Below are 20924 nucleotides of genomic sequence, written 5' to 3'. Positions count from 1 at the left end.
TCAGTTCGTCCCAATCTTCGCCAGCAGGTCCACGATCCGGGACTGCACCTCGTCGCTCGTCGAACGCTCGGCCAGGAAGAGCACGGTCTCGCCCGAAGTGAGTCTCGGCAGTTCGGACTCGTCCATGCCCGCCGAGGTGTAGACGACCAGCGGGGTCTGGTTCAGAGCGCCGTTCGCGCGCAGCCAGTCGATGATTCCCGCACGCCTGCGGCGTACCTGCATGAGGTCCATCACGACCAGGTTCGGCCGGATCCGGGTGGCGAGTTCGACCGCCTCGCTGTCCCCCGAGGCCCGGGCGACCTGCATGCCGCGCCGCTCCAGCGTCTCCGTCAGCGCCAGCGCGATCGGCTCGTGCTCCTCGATCACCAGGACGCGCGGCGGATGCTGGTCGCTGTCGCGCGGAGCGAGCGCCTTCAGGAGTACCGCAGGGTCGGCGCCGTAAGCCGCCTCCCTCGTGGCCTGCCCCAGACCTGCCGTCACCAGCACCGGGACCTCCGCCGCCACGGCTGCCTGACGCAGCGACTGCAGCGCCGTACGGGTGATGGGGCCGGTCAGCGGGTCGACGAACAGCGCGGCGGGGAACGCCGCGATCTGGGCGTCGACCTCCTCCCGCGAGTGCACGATCACCGGGCGGTAACCCCGGTCGCTGAGGGCCTGCTGGGTGGAGACGTCGGGCGCGGGCCAGACGAGCAGCCGGCGCGGGTTGTCCAGAGGCTCCGGAGGGAGCTCGTCGTCGACGGGGTGCGGCTGCGGCCGGTTCGCCACCTCCACGGCACCACCGGGGCCGTCCAGCGGCTCCGGTCCTTCGGCGCCCTCGTCGGGTGCCCCTATCGCGTACGCACGGCCCTCGGACGTCGGCGCGGACAGCAGCCGGCCGGAACCCGAACCCTGCGTGGTGCTCCCCTGGGCCGCAGCCTGCGGCGGGACCGGAGCCGGGACGTCCTGCGTGGAGGGCTCGGCCTCCGGAGGGGCGGTGAGCTTGCGTCGGCGTCCGGCGCCGCCCAGTGTCTGGTTCTGCTGATGCGCGAGGTGCTGCGCGAACGGCACGCCCTGGCCCAGCGTCCGCACGCTGAACGCACGGCCCTGCGTCGAGTCGGAGGACGACATCGGGGCCTCGGCCGGCAGCGGCCGGCGTCGCGCGTCCGGAGCGTGGGTGCCGCCCTCGCCAGGACGGGGCCCGGCCTCTCCCGAGGCGGCCTGGACAGCAGAAGGGGCGGCGGTCCCCGTCGTGTGTGCGGTGGCGCCGGGGGCCTCCCACGGGTCATCGCCGGGCGCCTGCGCACCGCCCTCGTGCACCAGCCCCGCCAGGCCCTGCCCGGACGTGCCGGACTGCGCCCAGTCGGGCTGCGGCGGGACGGCGGGCAGCGGCTGTCCGGGGCCGGCCTGGGCCTCGGGCGCCTCGGCGGGGCGTGCCCTCCGGCGACCGGACGGCAGGGGGTGCGGCTGCGGCGGGGTGTGATCGGCGTCCGGCTCGGTCCGTACGGCGTCGTGGCGCTCGGCCGGCGGGATGCCTGCGGGCAGGGCATCCGGCACGTCGGGCCGAGTCGTCCCGGGCCGGCGCGGCTGACTCGTCTGCACGGGGCGGCCGGCCGCCGGTGCCTGGGGCATGACCTGAGGGGAAGTCACCACTGCCTGCCCAGGCGTCACCACGGGTGCACCCGGCGCCATGGGCGGAACACGGTCCGCTGCTGCCGGGGGCAGCGCGAACGCGGTACGTGGCCCCGTGGGCTCGGCCGCCGCAGCGCGATCCTGCGCGGCCGCGAGAGCTCGTCGTGCACGCCGCCCGCCGGGCTGCTGGGCCGGCTCCTCCTCCTGGGACCGGTCCTGCCGGCCCTGGGCCTCGGCCGAGGCGAGAGCGGGCAGGGCGGCCTGGTCGGCGCCGCCCTGACGTCCTGGCCGGCCGGATGCGCTCTGCGGCACACCCTGCGGTGGCACCGTCTGCCCGAGCTGGGGTCGTCCGCCCCCCTGGGCACCTTCGGCGGCCGTCACCACGGAACCCTCGGAGGGCCCGGAGGGCGTTGCGGCGGGGAGTGCCAGGGCCTGCCGGGAACGGTCCTCCGGAGCCGGGGCGGCGGCCTCCGCGGGGCTGGGACGGCCGCGCCTGCGTCCGGAACCCTCGCTTCGCTGAGGTGGGGCCATGTCCGCCGGCTGCTGCTCCTGCGGCACGCCGGGTTCCCGTCGCGCCCTGCGCCGCCCGGTCGGCTCCGCCGCCGCGGTGTCTCCGTCCGGCGCGGGGCCGTCCGTCGCGGCGTCCAGGAACGCGTCCGTGGACGACCTGCGCGCCCGGCGGCGTCCACCCTGAGCGGGCTGCGGGACGGGTTCCTCTACGACGGGTTCCTCTACAACGGGTTCCGCCACGACGGGTTCGGCCACGACGGGTTCCTCCACGACCGGGAGTGGCGCCGGTGCGATCGTGCCGGCGCCCGTGCCGATCGGCACCTCCAGGACATAGGCGCTGCCGCTCATGCCCGGCATCTCGTGCGTCTGGAGCACGCCGTCGTGCGCTCGTACGATCCCGCGCACGATCGGCACGTGCACCGGGTCACCCCCGGCGAACGGTCCGCGTACCTCGATCCGGACCACGTCGCCCCGCTGGGCCGCGGCCACGACGACGGTGGAGTCGACGTAGCCGCCACCGGGGACCAGCCGGGCCTTGCCCGTGGAGTCGACTCCTGCCACGTCGGCGACGAGATGGGCGAGCGCCGTGATCAGACGGCCCGCGTCGACCTCGGCCTCGATCGGCGGCGCGTGCACCGCGAACTGGGCACGGCCGGGACCGATCAGCTCGACCGCTCCGTCGATGCCGGCCGTCACCACCGAGTCGAGCAGTACGGGCAGCTTGCTGAGCTCCTCGGTTCCGCTGTCCAGGCGCTGGTAGCTCAGGACGTTGTCGACGAGTGTCGTCATGCGCGCGTAGCCCGCGGCGAGGTGGTGCAGTATCTGGTTGGCCTCGGGCCAGAGTTGGCCGGCCGGGTCGGCGGCGAGTGCCGAAAGCTCCCCGCGTAGCTCTTCCAGGGGCCCCCGCAGGGACTCGCCGAGGACTGCGGTGAGCTGGGTGTGACGCTCGCCGAGATCGGCCAGGCGCTCGGTCGTCTCCTCGAGTTCGGAGGCGTAGCGCTCGGTCCGGTCGGCGGTTTCAGCCGCGTGCTGTTCGGTGAGCGCCTCGACCTCGGCGCGGTGCTTCTCGGTGAGCTCGGCGATCTCGGCGGCGTGCCTCTCGGTGAGACCGGAGACCTCGTCGGTGTGCTGCTCCGTCAGTTCCTCGTAGGGCCTGCGGTCGGTGAACGTCATGACGGCGCCGACCAGTTGGTCCCCGTCGCGCACCGGTGCGGTGGTCAGGTCCACCGGCACCTGTGCACCGCTCTTGGACCAGAGCACCTGCCCGCGCACCCGGTGCTTGCGTCCGGACCGCAGGGTGTCCGCCAGCGGCGATTCGTCGTACGGGAACGGCTCCCCCTCCGCCCGCGAGTGCAGGATCAGCGGGTGGAGTTCCTTGCCGCCGAGATCGCTCGCGCGAAAGCCGAGGATCTGCGCTGCGGCGGGGTTGACCAGGACGACCCGGCCGTCGGTGTCCGTACCCACGACGCCCTCGGAGGCGGCGCGCAGGATCATCTCGGTCTGCCGCTGCGAACGGGCCAGTTCGGCCTCGGTGTCGACGGTGCCCGAGAGGTCGCGTACGACGAGCATGAGCAGCTCGTCGCCCGTATAGCTGGAGTGGATGTCGTTGTACCCGGCCTGCCCGCTGTCCAGGGAGGCGCTGGTGACCTCGGCGGGGTATTCGGTGCCGTCGGTCCGGCGCGCGACCATGCGCGTGGGCTTGGTCCTGCCCTGCTCGTCCGCAGCATCCGGCCTGCGCATCGACCCCGGGATCAGCCTGGAGTCGAACTCCGGAAGCAGATCGAGCAGTCCGCGTCCCACGAGCGCGGTGCCCGGGGTCTCGAACATTTCGAGGGCGATGGTGTTGGCGTTGACGACCGTGCCGTTGCAGTTGACGAGCAGGAGCCCGTCCGGAAGGGCGTCGAGTATGGCTGCGAGGCGAGCAGTGCCTCGGGATGGCCTGCTGCTCACGAGACGCTTCCTCCCTGAATACCGCACCTTGCCGACAGCGGGCCCCATCCTGCCCCTCGGGCCTCAGGCTGTCACTGGAGGAGTCTAAAGGCAGGGAGCGCGTGAGGGGCGGCGGATGAGGGGGAGCTCTCACCAAGGTTCTGTGCACACGGCGCACGCCGGTGGTCCACGGCGTGACCTCGCGCGCCCCCTCTGACGTGCTCGGATTCGGCACGAGGCATACCGGGGCCTGCTCGCACGAGGTCCGGAATGCGTAGGTTAGGCACCTCGGCCGGTCGATTTCACGCCCCGGCGTGCGCCGTCACGGCCGGTCGAAGTTCCGGCGCACGCCCGGCCGAACCGGCTACGCCGACGGGGAGAGGCGGCTACCTCGCCGGGGAGAACCAGCGATCCGGAGGGGCTGATTCCGCCGGTGGGGTGCAGACGGCGGGGGAGAGGGTGGGAGAAGGGGCGGGAGGGCGTGCCCCTCGTGAACTCGTTCTCGCGAGGGGCGTCCGATGCGGTCCAGGTCACCTGGCCGAGGGGAGCACCGGCACGAGGGAGTTCCAGCGGGCGATCTCGCAGCCGTTGGCCTGGCTGAAGCGGGAGTCCACCTTCTGTCCCTGCCAGGTTCCCTCGACCCGGGCGGCGGCCGGCCCGCCCATCTGCTGGGTGCACATGGCGTTGCGGTCCGTGGCCACGAACGGGTTGTCGCCCGATTCGGCCGCCTCGTCCAGCAGGTCGCAGGCCCGCTGCGCGGCGGGGTGGCTGCCACCGGCGGGGTCGCACTCCAGGTCGAAGACACCGTCGGCGGCGGGGTTGCCGGAGTGCGAGACGGTGACCTTGAGCTTCGTCTGCGTGTCCTCAGCCGCCCAGTCCCCCTGAAGGATGGGGAGAGGGGGCAGGGGCAGCAGGGGGGACGCCGCTGTGGCGAGGGGGGTGGCGGCGGCGAGCGCGGCGACGGACGCGACGGCGGTAAGGGTGAGACGGCGCAGCATGCGGGCTCCAGTTGCTCTGGCGCACCCGGGGGCGCGCCGGTCTGCTCCGGCACGCACCGGGGGATGCGCGCGCGCCGGGCACACAGGGGTGACGGACGAGGGCGGAGCCCTCGCCTTTCTAACGCTCCGTACGCCCGTACGTTGCGCAACTCCTGGGGGGCCGACCGGAACGGCCTCCGGACGGCGGAGGCGGGGGACGTGGCTAGGCGGACCGCCCGGATCGGCCGGGGTTCCGATGGTGCGGCCCGACGGGCTTCGGGTCGACGGGACGCAACACCTGCCCAGGACGCTTTGCCTAGTCACCCGCCTGCCTAGTACCGTGAGCAGCGATTGGTGACAGCGCGCTCGTCTGTGTCATCATCTGCACGCACCACTCGCGCTCGCGCGGGGTGTGCTGGAGGCGTCGCCTAGTCCGGTCTATGGCGCCGCACTGCTAATGCGGTTTGGGTCTTAAAGCCCATCGAGGGTTCAAATCCCTCCGCCTCCGCAAGATCCCGAAGCCCCGTGCCACTGGCACGGGGCTTCGGTCGTTCCGGCCGCATGCGCGCGGTTCTGGGGGCCGCGGCACCGGGAGGGGGCGACTGGGGAAACTGCTCCAGATGGGTGTTTCCGCAGCTCAGGCGTGGTGCGGCTAATGGATTTCGCGTGACGGCGCAGGTCATGTAATGTTGTTCTCGCAACGCCGACCGGGGAGAAAAAAACCGGGAGGCAAGGTCACCGGCCAACACCGTGACCACGCACTCGTAGCTTAACGGATAGAGCATCTGACTACGGATCAGAAGGTTGCAGGTTCGAATCCTGCCGAGTGCACAAGAAACACCAGGTCAAGGCCCTGATTCTCCTCCGGAGGATCGGGGCCTTCCTCGTTTCGTCTCACGTTTTCTCACACGCCCTGTTGATCTTGCCCGCCCGGTCAGCCGAGCAGCTCGTTCAACTTCTCGGACCCAGCCCGGAGTGACTGCGGGTCAGGGTGCACGTAGACCCGCTTCGTGAAGCTGAGGTCCGCGTGGCCGGCCCACGCCGACACCACCGTGTCCGGTACGCCGTTGTTCGCCATCCACGACAGCACCGCGTGCCGGGCCATGTAGAGCGTCACCCGCCGAACCCCGACACCGTCCATCAACTTGTACGCCTCGCGCCGCAGCTTGTCCGTCTTCCACGGACGACCCAGCGCGTCCACCATCACGTAGCCCGCGCCCTCGTACGCCTCCCCGGCTGCGAGCCGCTCGGCCACCTGAACCTTACGGAAGGCCTTGAGCCCGGCCCACGTCGGCAGGGGCAGGGGGAGGGCCCGCTCGCCAGCCTCGGACTTGGCATCCTTCTCCACCACCACCGACCGCTCCCCGCGCGGACGTGACGGGTCGTACGTCAGGGTCCGGGTATTGCCGATCGTGGTGGTGCCCTTCTCCAGGTCGATGTCCTCCACCCAGCGAGCACCGCACACCTCGGCCGGCCGCTCGGCAATGAACGTCAGCATCCACCCGCCGTACTCCCGGACGCCCCGGATGCCGGCAAGGAACTGCTTCACCTCGTCCTCGTTCCACGGAGTCTTCTCACGCTTCTTGGCGCGGGCTGCCTTCCGGGCCGCCTTCGGCACGGTGACGTACTCGGCCACGTTCCGCGTGAGGATGCTGCGCCGCATCCCGAGAATGAGCACGGCGCGCAGGCGCCCCAGCGTGAGGTCCACCGTCCGGACACTGAGACCCGTGCCCGGCGTCCCGCCGATCCGGCGAGCGCTGGTGAGCATCCACGTGACCATCTCGGTCACGTTCTCCTCGGTCAGCTGCTGAACCGGCGTCGCGCCGAGCCGCGCCTTCACGTATGCCATCGCGTCCACGTACGAGCGCGCCGTCTTCACCTCCACATCCGCCGTCCTCGCGCTCGGCCTGTCCGATCTCCTCTGGATCGTCGTCGGCTGGCTTGCCGACCGGCACCTCACCCACACCGCTCGTCACCGTAAGGAGCAGGCCTGATGGCTGCTGCCGGGTTCAACACCCCGATCGCACCGAAGAAGAAGCGGGCCCCGAAGAAGGACGGCAGCGACCCGACGTACGGCATGCCGCGGCCCGGGCTGCACCCGGAGATTCCTGGCGCCTGCACGACGCCGCGGTGCGGTGCCGTCGCCGACGACGTCGACGAGCGCACGCTGCAGGACGGGTGGGTGCGCGCCGGGGTGTGCGGGTCGACGGACCCGGACCGGGTCTGGTGCTCTGGCCTGTGCGCCACGTACGGCGTCGCGCTCGCCGAGCTCCGCGTGAGGACGGCGGCCGCCAGTGCCTGACGCCGTCGTCTACTACGCGGTCGCAACTTTCGGCGTCGGCATCGTCACCGAGGTCGTCGCCGCCGTGCTCCTCCTGGTCGCGGCCGGGCGGGGTACGGCGGCCGGCCTGCGCCGCCTCGCCGGGCACCCGGTGGACAGCGCGGTCACTGCGCCGTGCGACAGCTCGGACTGCCGCGGCCTGCCCACCGTCCACCACGCCACGGCCACTGGGCTGCGCTGCGCCGAGTGTGGCCAGTACGCCGACGCGGTATGAGCGGCGCCATCCAGGCCTGCGACTCGCTACCGCCGTGCGGGCTCCACTACGCCCGCCTGTACCCGCGCGGCTGGTGCTGCGACCTGCACACCCCCGCCGCCCTGCAGGGCCACCCCGAGCCCCCGCCGGGCCCGGGGTGGCCCGCCGGGTCCTACCTCAACCAGCTCATCGAACCGCCCGTAGAACAGGAGCAGTCGACATGACCACTGCTGCAGCACCTCGCCCGCCGTCCCCCGCCGACATGGCGAACAACCGCCGGGCCAAGGCCCGCCTGGCCGCGATGCTCGAGCCCGCCGTCCTCGCCCCCGGTGAGCGCTTCCGCCCGCTGTACGACATCGCAGTCCGGAGCTCCGGAATGACGGCACAGACCCGTCTGACCGCCCTGACCCTGGCGACCTACGCCAACGGCAGGACGGGCCAGATGGGGCAGCAGCCCGGCCTTCACGGGCTCGCAACGGCGACCGGCCTGTCCGCCGGCCAGGTCGTCGTCGCGCTGCGCGTCCTCGAGGACCGCGGCTGGGTCCGACGCACCGGCCCGGTGCCGTACGAGACCGCTCTGCTGCAGCCCGTCATTCCCACGCACTCCATGGGCCGGGCCCGCGCCGGATTCCACCACCGCCCCGCGGTCCAGCCCGCCGCCTGACCTACCCCGGAGAATCCTGGTGACCACCGCCGTCGCGTACGCAGCAGCCCCGGCTGCTGCTACGCCGTGCCCGCCGCAGCCCGCGGCCTCGGCACGGCCACGCGCCGGCGGTGGTGGCGTTCGCTTCAACCGGCCCCGCCGGCGCAGCGAGCAGACCGTATGGATCCCCGAAGCCCTCTTCGTGGGCGTCCACTTCAACGACGAGGCCGTATCTGTCTACACAAAGGTCGCCGCCCTGGACGCCCGCCGGTCCTTCCCCGGCGGCCGCCAGGACACCGACCCCTGCACCGCGCACACCGCCGAGCTCGCCGACATGCTCGGCATGTCGGTATCCGGTGTGCAGCGCGGCCTGAAACTCCTCAACCGGCCCGGTCCGGGCGGCGAGGAGCCGTGGCTCCGTACGAAGCAGCGCACCCACACCGGCGGGAAGGGCCGCACCGCCCTGCGCTACGCCCGCCTGGTGCCCCGCAGTGAGGCCGCCCTAGAGATCCCCGTACAGGTCGCCGAGGCACTGTCTCCGCGTCGCCTGCGCGCCTACCTGCACCTGGCCCGGGCCACCGCGAAGGGTCTGCCCGTCACCGGGGCCGAGCTCGCCGGTGAACTGTTCCACCACAGCGGCAAGTCCGCCGGCAAGCCGCTGGGTCAGAAGACCGGCTACCGGCTCCTGGACGAGCTCGAGGACCTCGGCTGGCTCACCCTCGGCCGCAGGGCTGGGGAGCGTGCCCGCCACGCCGTCACGGTCAACACCCGCCCTCTGCACACCGCCACCGACGAGCCGGTGCAGCTGGCGCTCCCGGTCATCGCCCAACAGGTGCCGACGGACAACGATGACGGGGTGGGTGCGGTCGATCATGACGGGTCCCTCGCGTCTAAGGAAGACACCTCCCTCTCTACTGACGTCGTCGGACAGGCCGGATCTGGAATCCGCCGGAGGCGAACTACCGGTAGTTACCAGCCTCGCCCTGTGGATAACGCGGCCGGGCCGACGTTCCGCGGTGCGGCTCAAGACGAAAAGCGCAGCAACACCAGCGGCGGCACGACATACACCGGGCCGGGACTGCAGCTGTCGCCCCGTGTCTGGCGAGTCCTCGAGCCCGTACGCCACCACCTGCCCGAGATCAGCACGTACGTCATGCGCCGCATCGGCCAGGAGATCGGCCGCCAGCTCTGCGCCGGAACCGGCGAGGAACGCCTCACCGACCGTCTGCGCCTGCGCTACTCCAACACCGAGGCCCCGCGGGGCGGCGACGTCGGCCGGTGGATCCTCGGCGCCGCCCTGGTCCGCCACGGCTGCTACCTCGACACCTGCGAGAGCGGGTTCACCTGGCACACCGGCGCCCCCTGCCCCGTCTGCACGGTCGACCAGCTGGCCGCCGACGACGCCACCGGACCGGACGGGGCGCAGCAGCAGCGGCCGGTGTCCGAGGAGCGGCCTGTGCGGGTGGTGGTAACGGACTGGGTGCCCCGGCCGGCCCCGGCCCCCGACGTATCACCGCCGTCGGAGCTGACCCGTAAGCAGTTGCAGGAGCTGCGGGCGGCCGCGACGCCGGACGCCATCCGCCGGGCTGTCGCCGAGCACGGCCGCACCCGGGCCACCTACCTCTACGGCCACGCCCTGGTCCTGCCTCACCTCGCCGAGATCGACCCCGGAGGAGACACCGCTCATGCCCCAGCTCAGTAACCACGACGTCGTCGCATGCCCCGGCTGTCACGCTCCGATCCGGTGGACCGTGACCGCCGCGGGCAAGCCTCTGCCGGTCGACGCCGACCCGGCCGAGGACGGCAACACCGCGGCGTACTACGACGGCACCGGCCGCCTGCGGTCCCGAGGCCTGTCGAAGGACCGCCCGGTCCTCGAGCACGCCGAGTGGCTGGCACGGCCGCACTTCGCCAGCTGCAAGGCCCGACCCGCCAGGCGCAGCAGCAGCTCGGGGCAGCGCGCTCGCACCGGTGTTCGGCCGGCCCCGCAGAGGTGGCAGTCGTGATCAGCGAGGACGCCACGACGCTCGCCCGGATTGAGGCCTCCCTCGAGGAGTTCCCGGACGGCAGCTACGGCGGGCCACGAGGCGCACGTCCGGACCCGCAGGCCGCCGAGCACGTCCAAGAGCTTCTCGAGGGCCTGGAGGGGTGGCGCCTCGGTGACCGGGCCAAACGCCCCTGGCGGCACCCGTCATGACGGGTGCCGCCCTGCAGCACCTCCTGGACGAGGAGCTCCCCGACGTACCGCGCCACCCGGCGCCCGAGATCCCTCACATCACCGCCGAAAAGAGGAAGACCATGCAGCAGCCGACCCCCGTCCCCGGTCCTCGCGGGCCCGTGCCTACCACTCCCGCCGGCGGCACGGCGCCCCCCGTCGGCAAGCTCCTCGCCTGGGCCGAAGGGCACGAGACGAAGTTCGTGGCCCGCAAGGGGGAGCAGGCCCGGCTGCTGCTGCGGGAGCTCCGAGGCTTGTACGCCCAGGCCGAGGAACTCGCCCAGGCCGACGCCGAGGAGCAGCGCCTCGAGCAGCAGCTCGCCGAGCTCCGCGCCCGTAAGGAGCGGCTGCGCCCCCGCCGGAAGAGTTCGGCTCCCGGCTACGACCAGGCGGCAGTCAGAGCCTGGGCGCGTGCGGCCGGCCACGACGTCGCCGACCGCGGGTCGATCCCGGCCTGGGTCGTCCAGGCGTGGCGCGAGGCGACCGGCGGTGCACGGTGATACCCGCCCGCCTGCGGTACGCGGGTCTCATCCTGGCCGGTGCCACCTTCGCGGTCCTCGGCTTCCTGTACGCCTGGTCCGGCCGCCCCGCCGCCGTCCTGCTGTGCCTCGTCCTGACCGGGGTCTGCTGGGAGGCCAGTGCGTACGTCCGCGGCGCTGCCGAGCAGTTGCAGGACCTGCACCACAAGGCCCGCCGGCAGGCCCTCGCGCTCAAGGGTGCCGCCTTCGCCGAGCGGTGGGGCAGCTGGTGCTGCGAGTCCGGGATCGTCTCCCGCGGCGCCGTCCACCACCCCACCGCCTGCACGGGGGGCCGGTCATGAGCATGGGCATCGTCGTGACCTGTGACCGCTCCGTCCCGTACGGCATCTGCGCGGCGCGGCTCTATACCGGGGCCCGTACGGAGGCCGAGGCGTACGAGGTCGCTGCCCGCGCCGGATGGTCCACCGCCGGCGCGGGCAGCGACCGCTGCCCGGCGCACACCCTGCCCCGTCCCCGCAGGAGCGGCCCGCCCTGCGGCAACAACCCGCGTGCCCGCGCAACGTCCGCGGACTGGCAGGTCGTCACGGACTTCCTGACCTACCTCAAGAACCGCAAGGAGACACCGACCCCATGACCGAGCACGCCGAACGGCAGCAGCCCATCAGCGCACCCTGCCCGCACTGTGAGGAGTACCGCGCTCTGAAGCGCCGGGCCGAGTCGCCTGAGACCGCCACTGCCCCGCTTCGGGACCTCGCCGACCGCACCGAGCCCACCTACCGAGAGCGGATCGCCGCCGCCCTCTTCGAGCAGCACATTCGCAAGCCGTGGGCCACGGCCTATCCGGCCGACGTGGAGTCGTACCTGGCCGACGCGGACGCCTTCCTGGGTATCCGCGACGCCGCAATGACGGAGCTCCGCCGCCAGGCCGAGCTGTCCGACGCGGTCACTGCGGAGGCGAAGGAGCGCCTCGAGCGGCGCACCACGACGCTGCGTGAGCGTGCCGAGCGGGCAGAGCTGGTCATCGCCCAAGGCTTCGCCGAGCTCGCGGACAGCGGGGCCGGGTACGCCCGCGGCTTCCGCCTGGTTCTGCGCGACGGCCACCACCTGGACGGCGCCGTGTTCCCCTCCGGCAGGGCATTCGTCCTAGACGACCCCGAGTACGGGTTCGCGACCGTCACCGTGTCCGTGCCTGAGCTCCTGCGCAGCGGCTACCACGGCGCCCGCATCGAGTGGGCCGACCAGGCGCCGACCGTGCCCGCCGACCAGGCCGCGACCGAGGAGCCGACTCCGTGAGCGACGACGCCGAGGACCGGTCGCCGTACTTCTGCTTCACCTGCCGCCGCCGCTGCGGCTCCCAGCCCCACACCTGACCACCGCACCTCGGCACCGGAGCACGACATGGACACCACCTGCAGCATCTGCCACCGCCACGCCCCCGCCGAGCACTACCTGTGCGACGCCTGCCAGTACCGGCTGCGCACGTGGCTGCGGGAGATTCCTCAGCACCTCCCGCTTCTGCGGGACATGCTGCGCCCCGACACCGGCCCGGCGCAGCGCGGCGGCAGCGGCCGCGCCCACTCCCCGCTCCCCGTCGACGTGCGCGTCCTGGACCTCCTCGGGCCCGGGCACGCCGTGCCGTGGGTGGACGCCCACGGCGACCAGACCGGTGGCGTGCCGCTTGGTCCGCTGCTGTACGGGTGGGCCCGGTACATCGCCAGCGAGCTCCCCTCCGTCCACCGGGACGAGCACGGCACCGTCCGGATCCAGCCGTGCACCGGGCCCTGGGCGCGGCGCGGGGCCGATGTGCCGGCATGGTGCACGTGGCTGCAGGCCTACCTCCCGTACGCCGCACGGCAGTCGTGGGCCCATGCGATGTACGAGCAGCTCGAGGACGTCGTCCACCGGATCCGCTGGCTCACCCACACCCGGCCGGGTAGCCGCTCCATGGACGCGCCGTGCCCCGGGTGCGAAGGGTTCGCCCTGCAGGAGCGGGAGGACGAGCTCCACATCACGTGCAAGGTCTGCCCCGTACGCCTGACCCGCGAGCAGTACGCCGACCACCGCGCCGTCGTGATGCCCGGTCTCGTCCGTACCGCTTTGCTGATGCAGGCCGCCCGCGAGCAGGCCCGCCAGACCGCAGCATGATCCAAAAGGGCGGCTACTTGGACGCTGTATCGAACACGAGTTCGAGGCATGATCGTTTCGACGCATCGACTCGCTCGCCGGACCGCCGGCGTACGCGACCCGCGACAGGAGAGACGACATGCCCGGCTGGACGCTGCACCAGGGCGACGCCCTGACCCTGCTCCCCACGCTCGACATCACCGTGGACGCCGTCATCTGCGACCCTCCGTACAACTCCGGAGGGCGGACCAACGCCGAGCGGCGCAGCCAGGGCGCCCGGGGCAAGTACGTCTCCGGCGACGCCCAGCACTCCTTGCCGGACTTCGACGGCGACACCCGCGACCAGCGCTCGTACGCCCACTGGCTCGGCCTGGTCCTCGCCGACTGCTACCGCCTCACCCGCCCCGGCGGCAGCGCCCTGGTGTTCACCGACTGGGCGCAGCTCCCGGCGACGAGCGACGCTCTGCAGGCCGCGGGCTGGACGTGGCGCGGCATCATCCCCTGGCGCAAGCCGATCAGTCGTCCGGTGAAGAACGGGTTCCGGCGCGAGTGTGAGTACGTGCTCTGGGGCAGCCGCGGCGACCCGCTGCGCCACGCCCCGACGATCTACCTGCCCGGCTGGCTCGAGGGATCCCAGCCGCGCGGGAAAGCCCGGATCCATATCACACAGAAGCCGGTGGACGTCATGCGCCAGCTGGTCCGCATCGCCCCGGGGGGCGGCCTCGTCCTGGACCCGTTCACCGGGTCGGGCACCACCGGGGTCGCCGCCCTGCAGGAGGGTCGGCGCTTTGTCGGCATCGAGCAGTCCGCCGTGTACGCGGCAGGCGCCCAGGGCCGCCTGGCGGCCGCAGCCTGACCGTAGGCTGCAGACACGGCTGCGCCCCTCCCGACACTCCCGGGAGGGGCGCAGCTGCGTCTGCTAAGCGGGCGGAGCCTTCCGCCCTCGTTCGCCTGCCTCGATCTGCTGTACCCGGGCCAGCGAGATCCCCAGCGCCTTCGCGATCTGCCGGTACGGCACCTTCTCCGCCCGCATCGCCACCACTGCCGTCTGCCTGATCTCCCGCAGCCGCGCGCCCTGCGCCGGCCACGCGGCGAGCAACTGGCCCGCGCGGCGCGCCCGTTCTGCTGGGTCGTCCAGCGCTTCCAGTGAGTCGACAGTCTCGACCACGACCCGCACCTCCTGCTCGTCATCCGGCTGGTCCGCCACTGCTGCTCCCTTTCCGTGGGGGAGCGCGTCCGCTCTGGACAACCGTACAGCCCCCGCTGTACGGTGACAATCGTCCGCTGTACGGCGGATCGAGTTGCTCCCCGCGCTCGATGCACAACGGCCCCGATCAGAGCTGTCACTCCGATCGGGGCCAGCCACCCACCTGACATCACCAGGAGGACGACCATGCGCGATCGTATCCGCGCCGCCACCACTCTCGCCTCGGCCCCCGACATGGACGTGGCCCTGCACGCCGCCCGCACCACCCTGGACAACCCCACCCGCGCCCTGATGGCCGACGTCGGCCGCGCCCTCTGCGCGGCCAACCCGACGCTGGCCATGCGGGAAGTCACTCGCCTCGCGTACGCCGGCCGGGCCGCCGCCGAGATCCACGGCATGGGCATCCCGCGCGCCGTCGCCGCCACCGGCCGCCTGCTGCGCCACATGCCGCGCGTCGACTGGCCGATCCCCGCGGCCCCCATCACGCGCGCCGAGTACGGCATGCAGCTCATCCGTACGGCGAACGCCCGATGAGCAGCGACAGCGGGCACACCCCGCTGCACGACCCGGAGCGGGACGCCCGCAGCTACGTCTCGCCGCTCGGCTCGGCCCTCAGCCGCGCCCGGGAGGTCCTCGAGGAGACGGCCACCGCGAACATCCACGACCACAACGAGATGCTCCGCGCCGCCGTCGGCCTGGAGATGCGCCTCCGCGACCTCGTCGCCGCCCTCGAGAAGGAAGCCGACCACGGCCAACCGGGCATCGGGGGGACTGCCTGATGCCGAAGCCCTCCGTCACCTCCGCCGACGCCGCGAAGGCGTACCAGCAGGGCCAGGCCGCCGCCGCGCAGGGCCCCCGCCCCAGCACCACGGACAGCCGCATCCAGCTCGGGTCCGCCCGCACCAGCGGCAACACCGCCGCCGGGTCCCGCGGCTGACCACCCGTACGGCCGGGCCGCACCCCCATGCGGCCCGGCCACCTCTCGCTCCCGGAGGAGCAGCGTGACCACAGAACAGACCGCCACCGAGCAGCAGCTGCTCCCCGGCGTCCGCTACCGCACCGAGACCCGGCAGCGCCTCGTCCCGCACACCGTGAACGGCAAGACCAAGATGATCGAGGAGGACTACGAGGCCACCGTGCCCGTGCCTCCCCGCGACTGGGACCAGGTCGTCACCACCGCGGTGACCACCGCAGCGGTCGCCCTGATCACTGTCGCCATCGTCTGGTCGGTCGCGAGCATCGGTGACCTCCTCGCCCGCGCCGTCGTCACCCCCATCGCCTACCTGGCCGCCGGCGCGTTCGCGATCGCCTGGGTGTCCTGCATGGCCCTGGAATGGCTCGCCCGGTACGACACCGCCCGTGCCGCCGGGCCCCGCACCGCCGGCAACTGGGCGCTGGCCCTGGACATGGTCGTCGTTGCCACCCACGGCTACGTAGAAGCGGCCCTGTACGTCGGCCTGGCCGGTGCCGCCGTCTCGGCCGTCGCGAAGAAGATGTGGACCGTTGTCATGAGGCACCAGTCCCGGCCGCTGCCAGACCGGACGAGGAAGTGGCTGCTCCACGAAGAGGCCGAGATCGCTGCACGCCTCGCCCTCGCCGCGCAGCTGCGCACCCTCGCCCGGATCGAGGGCCAGGCCGCCGTGTTCGCCCCGCTTCCCGTACCCGCGGCCCTCGATCAGGACAGCGAACGGGACACGCCAGGACAGCTGTCCCCGACTGTCCTGTCTGCTGTCCGGGCCATCCGGGCCACCGTCCCGGACCTGTCCCACGATGACGTCCTGGACCACCTCGACACCCTCGGCTTGGACTACGACCCGGACGTTGTCCTGGCTGTCCTGGACACCGAGGACAACGCCCAGGACAAGCGAGACACCAGGTCAGAGGGCCCGCTGCCCGCCATCGCCCCGCCCGGTCAGTCCGTCGCGGACAGCGTCAGGACAGCCCTGTCCTCCGGTGTCCGGGACAAGGACAAGGTCGTGTCCTACATCCACACGATCCACGGGACAGAAGTCCCGCGCTCCACCATCGTCCGCACATACAACCGCCTGCTGGCGTCATGAGCGACGACGAGAAGACCCTCCGGGACCGGCTGCGCCGCATCGTCGACGGCGCCCCCGTCGACGAGCAGCAGCAGCCCCCGCTCGTCCAGGTCCACGTCATCCCTGAGCCCACGGCCCCGAACGAGGACGAGGACCAGGACGACGAGGACGACCAGGAGGACGAGCAGCCGGAGAAGAGCCGGGCGTGGTGGTACGTCCGCCCACAGCCGTTCGGCACCCGCCCCACCCCGGAGCCCGAGCCGACCCCGCAGCAGCAGACCGCGGCCGCGCCCGGCATCCACGTCACCGTCCACCAGCCCCCTCCACCCCCCTGGGCCCCGCCCGTCGACCCCGCCGACGCCCAGGCCGCCGAGCGTCTCCACCGGCGCCGCATCTGGGTCGCCTACCACGCCGGGGCGGCCGGCGTCGGCTGGTACACCGGCCTGACCGAGCAGATGGCCGAGCTCATCGCCGACGCCGGCAACGCCGGACCGGCCGTCGGTATCGCCCTCGGCCTGGTCACGTGGATCGTCGCCAGCTACCTCCCCGGCCTGCCCTACATGCCGCCCGCGCTGCGCCCCGCCATCGTCTGGGCCGCCCGCATCCCCGTCTGTTCCGCCGCCCTCGCCCTGGCCCTCAACGCGCCCGACGCCCTGTAGGAGAACCCGCCACCATGTATCTCGCAGCACCCAGCAGCGGCAGCAGCATCCTCGGATTCCTCGGCTCCGGCGGCCTCGCCATCTGCCTCACCGTCCTCCTGGTCTTCGGCGTGATCGGGAAGGGGAAGATCCGGCTCACGACCGGCCGGGCCGGGGTCGTCGCGCTCCTCACCGGCTCCGCCTACACCGCCGCGGGCGAGATCTGGGCCCACGCCGAGCAGTTCGTCCAGCAGGGATGGACCGGCCTGGGCGTAGGCACCGGTGGCGGGCCGTTCGGAGAGATCGGGATCGGCGCGGCGTCCCTGCTCCTGCTCATCCTGATGCTGGTCGCGCCCCTCAACCCAGTCCGCGCATCGGTCATCTGCCTGATCGCCGCGTTCACCTGGCCCGCGGCTGGGGACGGCTCTATCTGGGCCATCCCCCGCCAGCTGGTCGGCGCCCTCTTCATGATGTTCGGGGAGCGCCTGGCATGACGTACTGGATCGCGTTCTGGACCGCACTGTGGGTCGGCTGGTCCCGCCTCAGCCGCTGGACCGTCGACTGGCTCTGTAACGCCAACCCCAAGCCCACCACCGTCCCCGAGAAGCCCGTGAAGGAGCAGCCGGACGCCCCGCAGAACAGCGCAGGGGAGACCGAGGAGAAGCCGGAGGCCGAGGCGGGGGAGCAGACCAAGCCCCCGAGGCAGACAGCCGAGAAGAAGCCTCCAACGAAGCAGGCCACCGAGGGCTCAGCCCCGCTCCGCTGGGCCTCTCTCCTGATCGCCGCCGCTGTCGCGAAGGGCCTGCCCTGGACCACAACGATCGCTATCACCCTGGCCACCGCCTGGGCGCTCACCGCCCTCGCCCTCGGCTACGCCGCCGCTCTCTCCGCCAAGAAGCCGACCGCCGACCAGCAGAAGGAAGGCACGGAACAGACCCGGCCGGACCCCGCCGACACCCTCACCCGAGACGACATCGCCCCCCTCATGCACGGCCTCCTGCAGGAGTCCGGAGGAGTCCACCTCAAGGCCCTCGCCGAGGTGCTCCCCGCACGCCCCAAGCGGGCCCCGTGGGCCACCCGCGATGTGCGCGCCCTCCTGGCCCGACTGGACATCCGCGTAAGGGCCGGCGTGCGGGTCCCAGGAGAGAGCGGCCGGGAGGGCGTCCACCGCACCGACGTCCCACCCCTCCCCTCCCCCACTTCAAAGACACCCCTTGTGGGCGTTGTTGTGCCAGGTCAGAGCAACAACAACAACGCCAACAACACCCCCGGATACGTCATCACCGACGACCCCGACAACCCGTCACGGCACACCGTGCTCCATCCCGAGAGGACCTGACCCATGCCGCTCCACGCCATCCCCGAGAAGGCCGCCCTGCCCCACATCGCCACCGCCGGCTGCACTGTCCCCGTCCACATCCTCGAGGACGACGGCACCACCGCCCGCGTCCAGATCGAGGGCTGCGGCATCCACCTCCGCCAGGGCCAGATCCACACCGTGGCGTCCGACGCCATCGAGCCCATCCGCCGCTGACACCCCGAGGCTGGCCGCCATCCGCCAAGACATCGGCCAGCCCCGGGTCACCCATCCCCATCACAGAGACAGAACCATGATCATGGCACTGAAGCCCATCAGCATCGGCAACCTCGCCAGGAAGAACGAGCAGAGCAAACAGGCTCGGGAGACCGAGAAGGCCGCCAAGACTAAGTAGCCCGGCCCGATGCCCCGTTGCCGTATGCAGCGGGGCATCGCCGCGAGAGGATGCCCCCGTGACCGACACCTTCGACATCTGCTGCACCAGCGTCATCAACGGCACGAAATACGTCTTCCGCATCCCCCTCACCCGTGCCCTATGGGACGACGCTAAAGAGCAGTGGCGCACCGAGTTCCTCGACACCTGCCGCCTTCGATGCGCCGCCCAGATCTACAGGGAGACCGGCGTCGAACTCACCGAGCAGCAGACGGCTGGCATCGTCGCAGTCCCGGACGGCACAGAGAGGAGTGCCGAGCTGGTGGCGCAACTGGTGACCGTGCAGCTGCACGGCGGGCCCCTCGACGGGCAAAGCGTGGCCGTGGACCCGGAGGACCCGGAGCCAGGGATCGGCATCCTCGGGCCCGGCTGCGCCTACCCTGGTGGCCGGTCCTGGTACGAGCCGGATACCGAGGGCCGGTGGACGTGGCAGCACGACATCCCGTGGGGGCAGATGTGAGCAGCGACCTGGTGCAGTTCCTGAAACGCCGCCTCGACGAAGACGAGGAGATAGCGAAGGACCCAACGCACGCGACGTGGGCGACGGCCGAATGGCGCTTCAGTGACGCCGGCAACGCTCCGTACGTGGACCTCGGCACGAACCATCTCGACTCGGTGAGCAGCCTCAACGAGTCGGAGATGAGGCACATCGCCCGCCACGACCCGGCCCGCGTCCTCGCCGAGGTCGACGCCAAGCGGGAACTTCTCAGCCGCTACGAGGCCATGGTCGCAGACGTCCTCGTCGTGACCGGGCGCGAAGCGATCCTCTCGGAGTACCGGCGGGTCATCCTGCCGTCCCTGGCCCTGCCGTACGCCGACCACCCCGGCTACCGGGCCGAGTGGCGGCCGTAGCCCTGGCTGTCAGTGCTGCGTCGTACCGTCCGAGACGTCCAGCAGCCTGCTTGCTACTCGGACTCGCGCCCCCGTCCGGAGCTCCCCGGACGGGGGCGCGCCGCGTCTCGCTGGACAAGATCCACGATTAGCGCGACACTGCTGCCAGCACCACACGTGTGTCCGAGCCCCCGCCTACCGGCAGGGGCTCTCGTGCGTTCCGGACGGAGGACCATGGACGACTTGCTCACGACCGCCCAGGCCGCCGCCCACGCCGATCGCGCCCGCCAGCTCCTCAGCGCCGGCGCCGCCCACATCCGGCCCACGACCATCCGCGACTGGGCCAGCCGCGGACACCTCCCACGAGCCGGCCTCACCGAGACCCACCACCCCCTCTACCGGCTCGCCGACGTCGCCCGCGCCGAACTCGCCACCCGCAGCCGCGCCCTACGCCTCGTCGGCATGACCGAGACCCGCTGACCCCAGGACACCAACACCCACGCTGCGCCACGATGGCCCCCTCATCTCGTTCAGTCCCAGGGGGGACCATGCGCACCAGACTCACCGCGGCCGCCGTCACCACGGCCGCCCTGCTCACTCTCACCGCGTGCGGCAGTGAGCCCGAACCGTCCGCCAAGGCTGCGCCTGCACCGACCGTCAGCAAGGACGATGCCTTCCTCGCTGCTGTCGACGAGGCCAGCATCACCAGCTGGACCACCACCGGCCCGACCGACGCCGAGCTCCTCGACTACCCGCAGCGCTGGTGTGACAGCCTCGCCGAAGGGCACAGCGCAGACCATGTGCTGACCGCAGACGAAGGCCTCCTCTACCCGCTCGGCGAGGGCTGGGGCACCAAGCGGGACGAGGTCAACGAGCTCCTGGTGCTCGGCACCAAGACCTACTGCCCCAACCTCACCGACCAGGTCACAGAAGACCTGCGCGCCACCGGCGACTACTGACCGCACAGGAGGTGGCGCCCGTGGCTGGCAACCCCCGCAACGGGCGCCCCTACCGCACCCTCTGCACCCAGCAGCGCGCCCTCGGCCTGCCCTGCTGGATCTGCGGCCGCGACATCCCGTACGAGATCACCGGACCCGAGGCAGGCAAGCACCGCGACGCCTTCACCCTCGACCACCTCGTCCCGCTCTCACGCGGCGGAAACCTCCTCGACCCGGCCAACGCCCGCAGCGCCCATCGCGGGTGCAACTCCCGGCGCGGCAACCGGCTGACCACCGCGCAGCCCCGAGCTTCACGGAGGTGGTGACCATGTTCGGACGCAGCCGATGCCCCACGCACGACGTTCCCTCGCCGCGGCGCATCGCCCAGCTCGAAGCCGAGCTGGGTAGGGTGCGGATCCTTTCCAGGGACGGTTGAGCTGGGGTTTCGCTGATCTGGGTGTGGTTGGGGTGGCGGCTTGTCTACCGTGGCGGTAGAGGAGG

At 72.0% G+C, this 20924-nt stretch carries 30 protein-coding genes and 2 tRNA genes; 28 read left to right on the top strand and 4 right to left on the bottom strand.

Features of this window, described 5'->3' with window-relative positions; translation table 11 throughout:
* Both ACFU5K_RS25160 and ACFU5K_RS25155 read right to left on the bottom strand, forming a co-directional pair.
* Entirely contained in the window at nucleotides 1-4068 is a 4068-nt protein-coding gene (locus ACFU5K_RS25160) for a PAS domain-containing protein (RefSeq protein WP_384065531.1), read from the bottom strand.
* A gap of 509 nt (nucleotides 4069-4577) precedes the next feature.
* Nucleotides 4578-5045, bottom strand: a complete 468-nt coding sequence (locus ACFU5K_RS25155) for an SSI family serine proteinase inhibitor (protein ID WP_384065529.1) — start codon at nucleotides 5043-5045, stop codon at nucleotides 4578-4580.
* A gap of 396 nt (nucleotides 5046-5441) precedes the next feature.
* Between ACFU5K_RS25155 and ACFU5K_RS25150 the strand changes: the two genes are divergently transcribed.
* Together ACFU5K_RS25150 and ACFU5K_RS25145 are read left to right on the top strand one after the other, a co-directional pair.
* Nucleotides 5442-5532 (top strand) — tRNA-Ser (locus ACFU5K_RS25150).
* Nucleotides 5533-5782: 250 nt separating this feature from the next.
* A tRNA-Arg gene (locus tag ACFU5K_RS25145) sits at nucleotides 5783-5855 on the top strand.
* 103 nt (nucleotides 5856-5958) lie between these two features.
* On the opposite strand, the gene ACFU5K_RS25140 is transcribed toward ACFU5K_RS25145, so the two are convergent.
* Nucleotides 5959-6909, bottom strand: a complete 951-nt coding sequence (locus ACFU5K_RS25140) for a site-specific integrase (protein WP_384065527.1) — start codon at nucleotides 6907-6909, stop codon at nucleotides 5959-5961.
* Nucleotides 6910-7017: 108 nt separating this feature from the next.
* Between ACFU5K_RS25140 and ACFU5K_RS25135 the strand changes: the two genes are divergently transcribed.
* From ACFU5K_RS25135 to ACFU5K_RS25075, 13 genes are all read left to right on the top strand, one after another.
* The gene (locus ACFU5K_RS25135; RefSeq protein ID WP_384065526.1) at nucleotides 7018-7326 is read left to right on the top strand and encodes a hypothetical protein; all 309 of its coding nucleotides are present in this window, start codon (nucleotides 7018-7020) and stop codon (nucleotides 7324-7326) included.
* Nucleotides 7319-7579: a hypothetical protein gene (locus ACFU5K_RS25130; RefSeq protein WP_384065524.1), complete on the top strand. Its 261-nt coding sequence runs from the start codon at nucleotides 7319-7321 to the stop codon at nucleotides 7577-7579. Before ACFU5K_RS25135 ends, ACFU5K_RS25130 begins: the two co-directional genes overlap by 8 nt.
* Nucleotides 7576-7782 (top strand): hypothetical protein, encoded by a 207-nt coding sequence (locus ACFU5K_RS25125; protein ID WP_384065522.1) that lies wholly within the window; start codon nucleotides 7576-7578, stop codon nucleotides 7780-7782. Before ACFU5K_RS25130 ends, ACFU5K_RS25125 begins: the two co-directional genes overlap by 4 nt.
* On the top strand, nucleotides 7779-8222 hold the full coding sequence (locus ACFU5K_RS25120; RefSeq protein WP_384065521.1) for a hypothetical protein: 444 nt from the start codon (nucleotides 7779-7781) through the stop codon (nucleotides 8220-8222). Before ACFU5K_RS25125 ends, ACFU5K_RS25120 begins: the two co-directional genes overlap by 4 nt.
* Nucleotides 8223-8241: 19 nt before the next feature.
* A complete protein-coding gene (locus tag ACFU5K_RS25115) occupies nucleotides 8242-9903 on the top strand; it encodes a hypothetical protein (RefSeq protein WP_384065519.1) in 1662 nt (553 codons plus the stop codon).
* A complete protein-coding gene (locus tag ACFU5K_RS25110) occupies nucleotides 9887-10207 on the top strand; it encodes a hypothetical protein (RefSeq protein ID WP_384065517.1) in 321 nt (106 codons plus the stop codon). Before ACFU5K_RS25115 ends, ACFU5K_RS25110 begins: the two co-directional genes overlap by 17 nt.
* The gene (locus tag ACFU5K_RS25105) at nucleotides 10204-10398 is read left to right on the top strand and encodes a hypothetical protein (RefSeq protein WP_384065515.1); all 195 of its coding nucleotides are present in this window, start codon (nucleotides 10204-10206) and stop codon (nucleotides 10396-10398) included. The genes ACFU5K_RS25110 and ACFU5K_RS25105 overlap by 4 nt, the downstream gene beginning before the upstream one ends.
* Entirely contained in the window at nucleotides 10395-10916 is a 522-nt protein-coding gene (locus ACFU5K_RS25100) for a histone-like nucleoid-structuring protein Lsr2 (RefSeq protein WP_384065513.1), read from the top strand. The genes ACFU5K_RS25105 and ACFU5K_RS25100 overlap by 4 nt, the downstream gene beginning before the upstream one ends.
* A complete protein-coding gene (locus ACFU5K_RS25095; RefSeq protein WP_384065511.1) occupies nucleotides 10913-11236 on the top strand; it encodes a hypothetical protein in 324 nt (107 codons plus the stop codon). The genes ACFU5K_RS25100 and ACFU5K_RS25095 overlap by 4 nt, the downstream gene beginning before the upstream one ends.
* Complete coding sequence (locus ACFU5K_RS25090; RefSeq protein ID WP_384065510.1) at nucleotides 11233-11529, top strand: hypothetical protein; 297 nt, start codon at nucleotides 11233-11235, stop codon at nucleotides 11527-11529. Before ACFU5K_RS25095 ends, ACFU5K_RS25090 begins: the two co-directional genes overlap by 4 nt.
* Entirely contained in the window at nucleotides 11526-12188 is a 663-nt protein-coding gene (locus tag ACFU5K_RS25085) for a hypothetical protein (RefSeq protein WP_384065508.1), read from the top strand. Before ACFU5K_RS25090 ends, ACFU5K_RS25085 begins: the two co-directional genes overlap by 4 nt.
* A gap of 105 nt (nucleotides 12189-12293) precedes the next feature.
* On the top strand, nucleotides 12294-13040 hold the full coding sequence (locus ACFU5K_RS25080) for a hypothetical protein (protein ID WP_384065507.1): 747 nt from the start codon (nucleotides 12294-12296) through the stop codon (nucleotides 13038-13040).
* Between the two features lie 118 nt (nucleotides 13041-13158).
* Entirely contained in the window at nucleotides 13159-13875 is a 717-nt protein-coding gene (locus ACFU5K_RS25075) for a DNA-methyltransferase (protein ID WP_384065505.1), read from the top strand.
* A gap of 63 nt (nucleotides 13876-13938) precedes the next feature.
* On the opposite strand, the gene ACFU5K_RS25070 is transcribed toward ACFU5K_RS25075, so the two are convergent.
* Entirely contained in the window at nucleotides 13939-14226 is a 288-nt protein-coding gene (locus tag ACFU5K_RS25070) for a hypothetical protein (RefSeq protein ID WP_384065503.1), read from the bottom strand.
* A 186-nt stretch (nucleotides 14227-14412) separates the two neighbouring features.
* On the opposite strand from ACFU5K_RS25070, the gene ACFU5K_RS25065 reads away from it, so the two are divergent.
* The 13 genes from ACFU5K_RS25065 to ACFU5K_RS25005 all read left to right on the top strand — a co-directional run bounded on the left by ACFU5K_RS25065 (nucleotide 14413) and on the right by ACFU5K_RS25005 (nucleotide 20749).
* The gene (locus tag ACFU5K_RS25065; RefSeq protein ID WP_384065501.1) at nucleotides 14413-14760 is read left to right on the top strand and encodes a hypothetical protein; all 348 of its coding nucleotides are present in this window, start codon (nucleotides 14413-14415) and stop codon (nucleotides 14758-14760) included.
* Entirely contained in the window at nucleotides 14757-15005 is a 249-nt protein-coding gene (locus ACFU5K_RS25060; protein WP_384065499.1) for a hypothetical protein, read from the top strand. The genes ACFU5K_RS25065 and ACFU5K_RS25060 overlap by 4 nt, the downstream gene beginning before the upstream one ends.
* Nucleotides 15005-15163: a hypothetical protein gene (locus ACFU5K_RS25055; protein ID WP_384065497.1), complete on the top strand. Its 159-nt coding sequence runs from the start codon at nucleotides 15005-15007 to the stop codon at nucleotides 15161-15163. Before ACFU5K_RS25060 ends, ACFU5K_RS25055 begins: the two co-directional genes overlap by 1 nt.
* A gap of 64 nt (nucleotides 15164-15227) precedes the next feature.
* Nucleotides 15228-16286, top strand: a complete 1059-nt coding sequence (locus tag ACFU5K_RS25050) for a protein transporter Sec31 (RefSeq protein ID WP_384065495.1) — start codon at nucleotides 15228-15230, stop codon at nucleotides 16284-16286.
* Entirely contained in the window at nucleotides 16283-16924 is a 642-nt protein-coding gene (locus tag ACFU5K_RS25045) for a hypothetical protein (protein WP_384065493.1), read from the top strand. Before ACFU5K_RS25050 ends, ACFU5K_RS25045 begins: the two co-directional genes overlap by 4 nt.
* A 14-nt stretch (nucleotides 16925-16938) precedes the next feature.
* Nucleotides 16939-17397, top strand: a complete 459-nt coding sequence (locus ACFU5K_RS25040; RefSeq protein ID WP_384065491.1) for a hypothetical protein — start codon at nucleotides 16939-16941, stop codon at nucleotides 17395-17397.
* On the top strand, nucleotides 17394-18242 hold the full coding sequence (locus ACFU5K_RS25035; RefSeq protein WP_384065489.1) for a hypothetical protein: 849 nt from the start codon (nucleotides 17394-17396) through the stop codon (nucleotides 18240-18242). The genes ACFU5K_RS25040 and ACFU5K_RS25035 overlap by 4 nt, the downstream gene beginning before the upstream one ends.
* Nucleotides 18243-18245: 3 nt before the next feature.
* Nucleotides 18246-18437: a hypothetical protein gene (locus ACFU5K_RS25030; RefSeq protein WP_384065487.1), complete on the top strand. Its 192-nt coding sequence runs from the start codon at nucleotides 18246-18248 to the stop codon at nucleotides 18435-18437.
* A 236-nt stretch (nucleotides 18438-18673) separates the two neighbouring features.
* Nucleotides 18674-19114 (top strand): hypothetical protein, encoded by a 441-nt coding sequence (locus ACFU5K_RS25025; protein ID WP_384065486.1) that lies wholly within the window; start codon nucleotides 18674-18676, stop codon nucleotides 19112-19114.
* The gene (locus tag ACFU5K_RS25020) at nucleotides 19111-19506 is read left to right on the top strand and encodes a DUF6221 family protein (protein ID WP_384065484.1); all 396 of its coding nucleotides are present in this window, start codon (nucleotides 19111-19113) and stop codon (nucleotides 19504-19506) included. Before ACFU5K_RS25025 ends, ACFU5K_RS25020 begins: the two co-directional genes overlap by 4 nt.
* 213 nt (nucleotides 19507-19719) lie before the next feature.
* On the top strand, nucleotides 19720-19965 hold the full coding sequence (locus tag ACFU5K_RS25015) for a MerR family transcriptional regulator (RefSeq protein WP_384065482.1): 246 nt from the start codon (nucleotides 19720-19722) through the stop codon (nucleotides 19963-19965).
* 68 nt (nucleotides 19966-20033) lie between these two features.
* Nucleotides 20034-20444: a DUF732 domain-containing protein gene (locus ACFU5K_RS25010; RefSeq protein ID WP_384065480.1), complete on the top strand. Its 411-nt coding sequence runs from the start codon at nucleotides 20034-20036 to the stop codon at nucleotides 20442-20444.
* Between the two features lie 20 nt (nucleotides 20445-20464).
* On the top strand, nucleotides 20465-20749 hold the full coding sequence (locus tag ACFU5K_RS25005) for an HNH endonuclease (protein WP_384065479.1): 285 nt from the start codon (nucleotides 20465-20467) through the stop codon (nucleotides 20747-20749).
* The last annotated feature ends 175 nt before the right edge of the window (nucleotides 20750-20924 follow it).

The sequence above is a fragment of the Streptomyces sp. NPDC057428 genome, from assembly GCF_042803195.1.
GTDB lineage: Bacteria > Actinomycetota > Actinomycetes > Streptomycetales > Streptomycetaceae > Streptomyces.
This window is presented reverse-complemented; position numbering and strand designations above follow the sequence as displayed.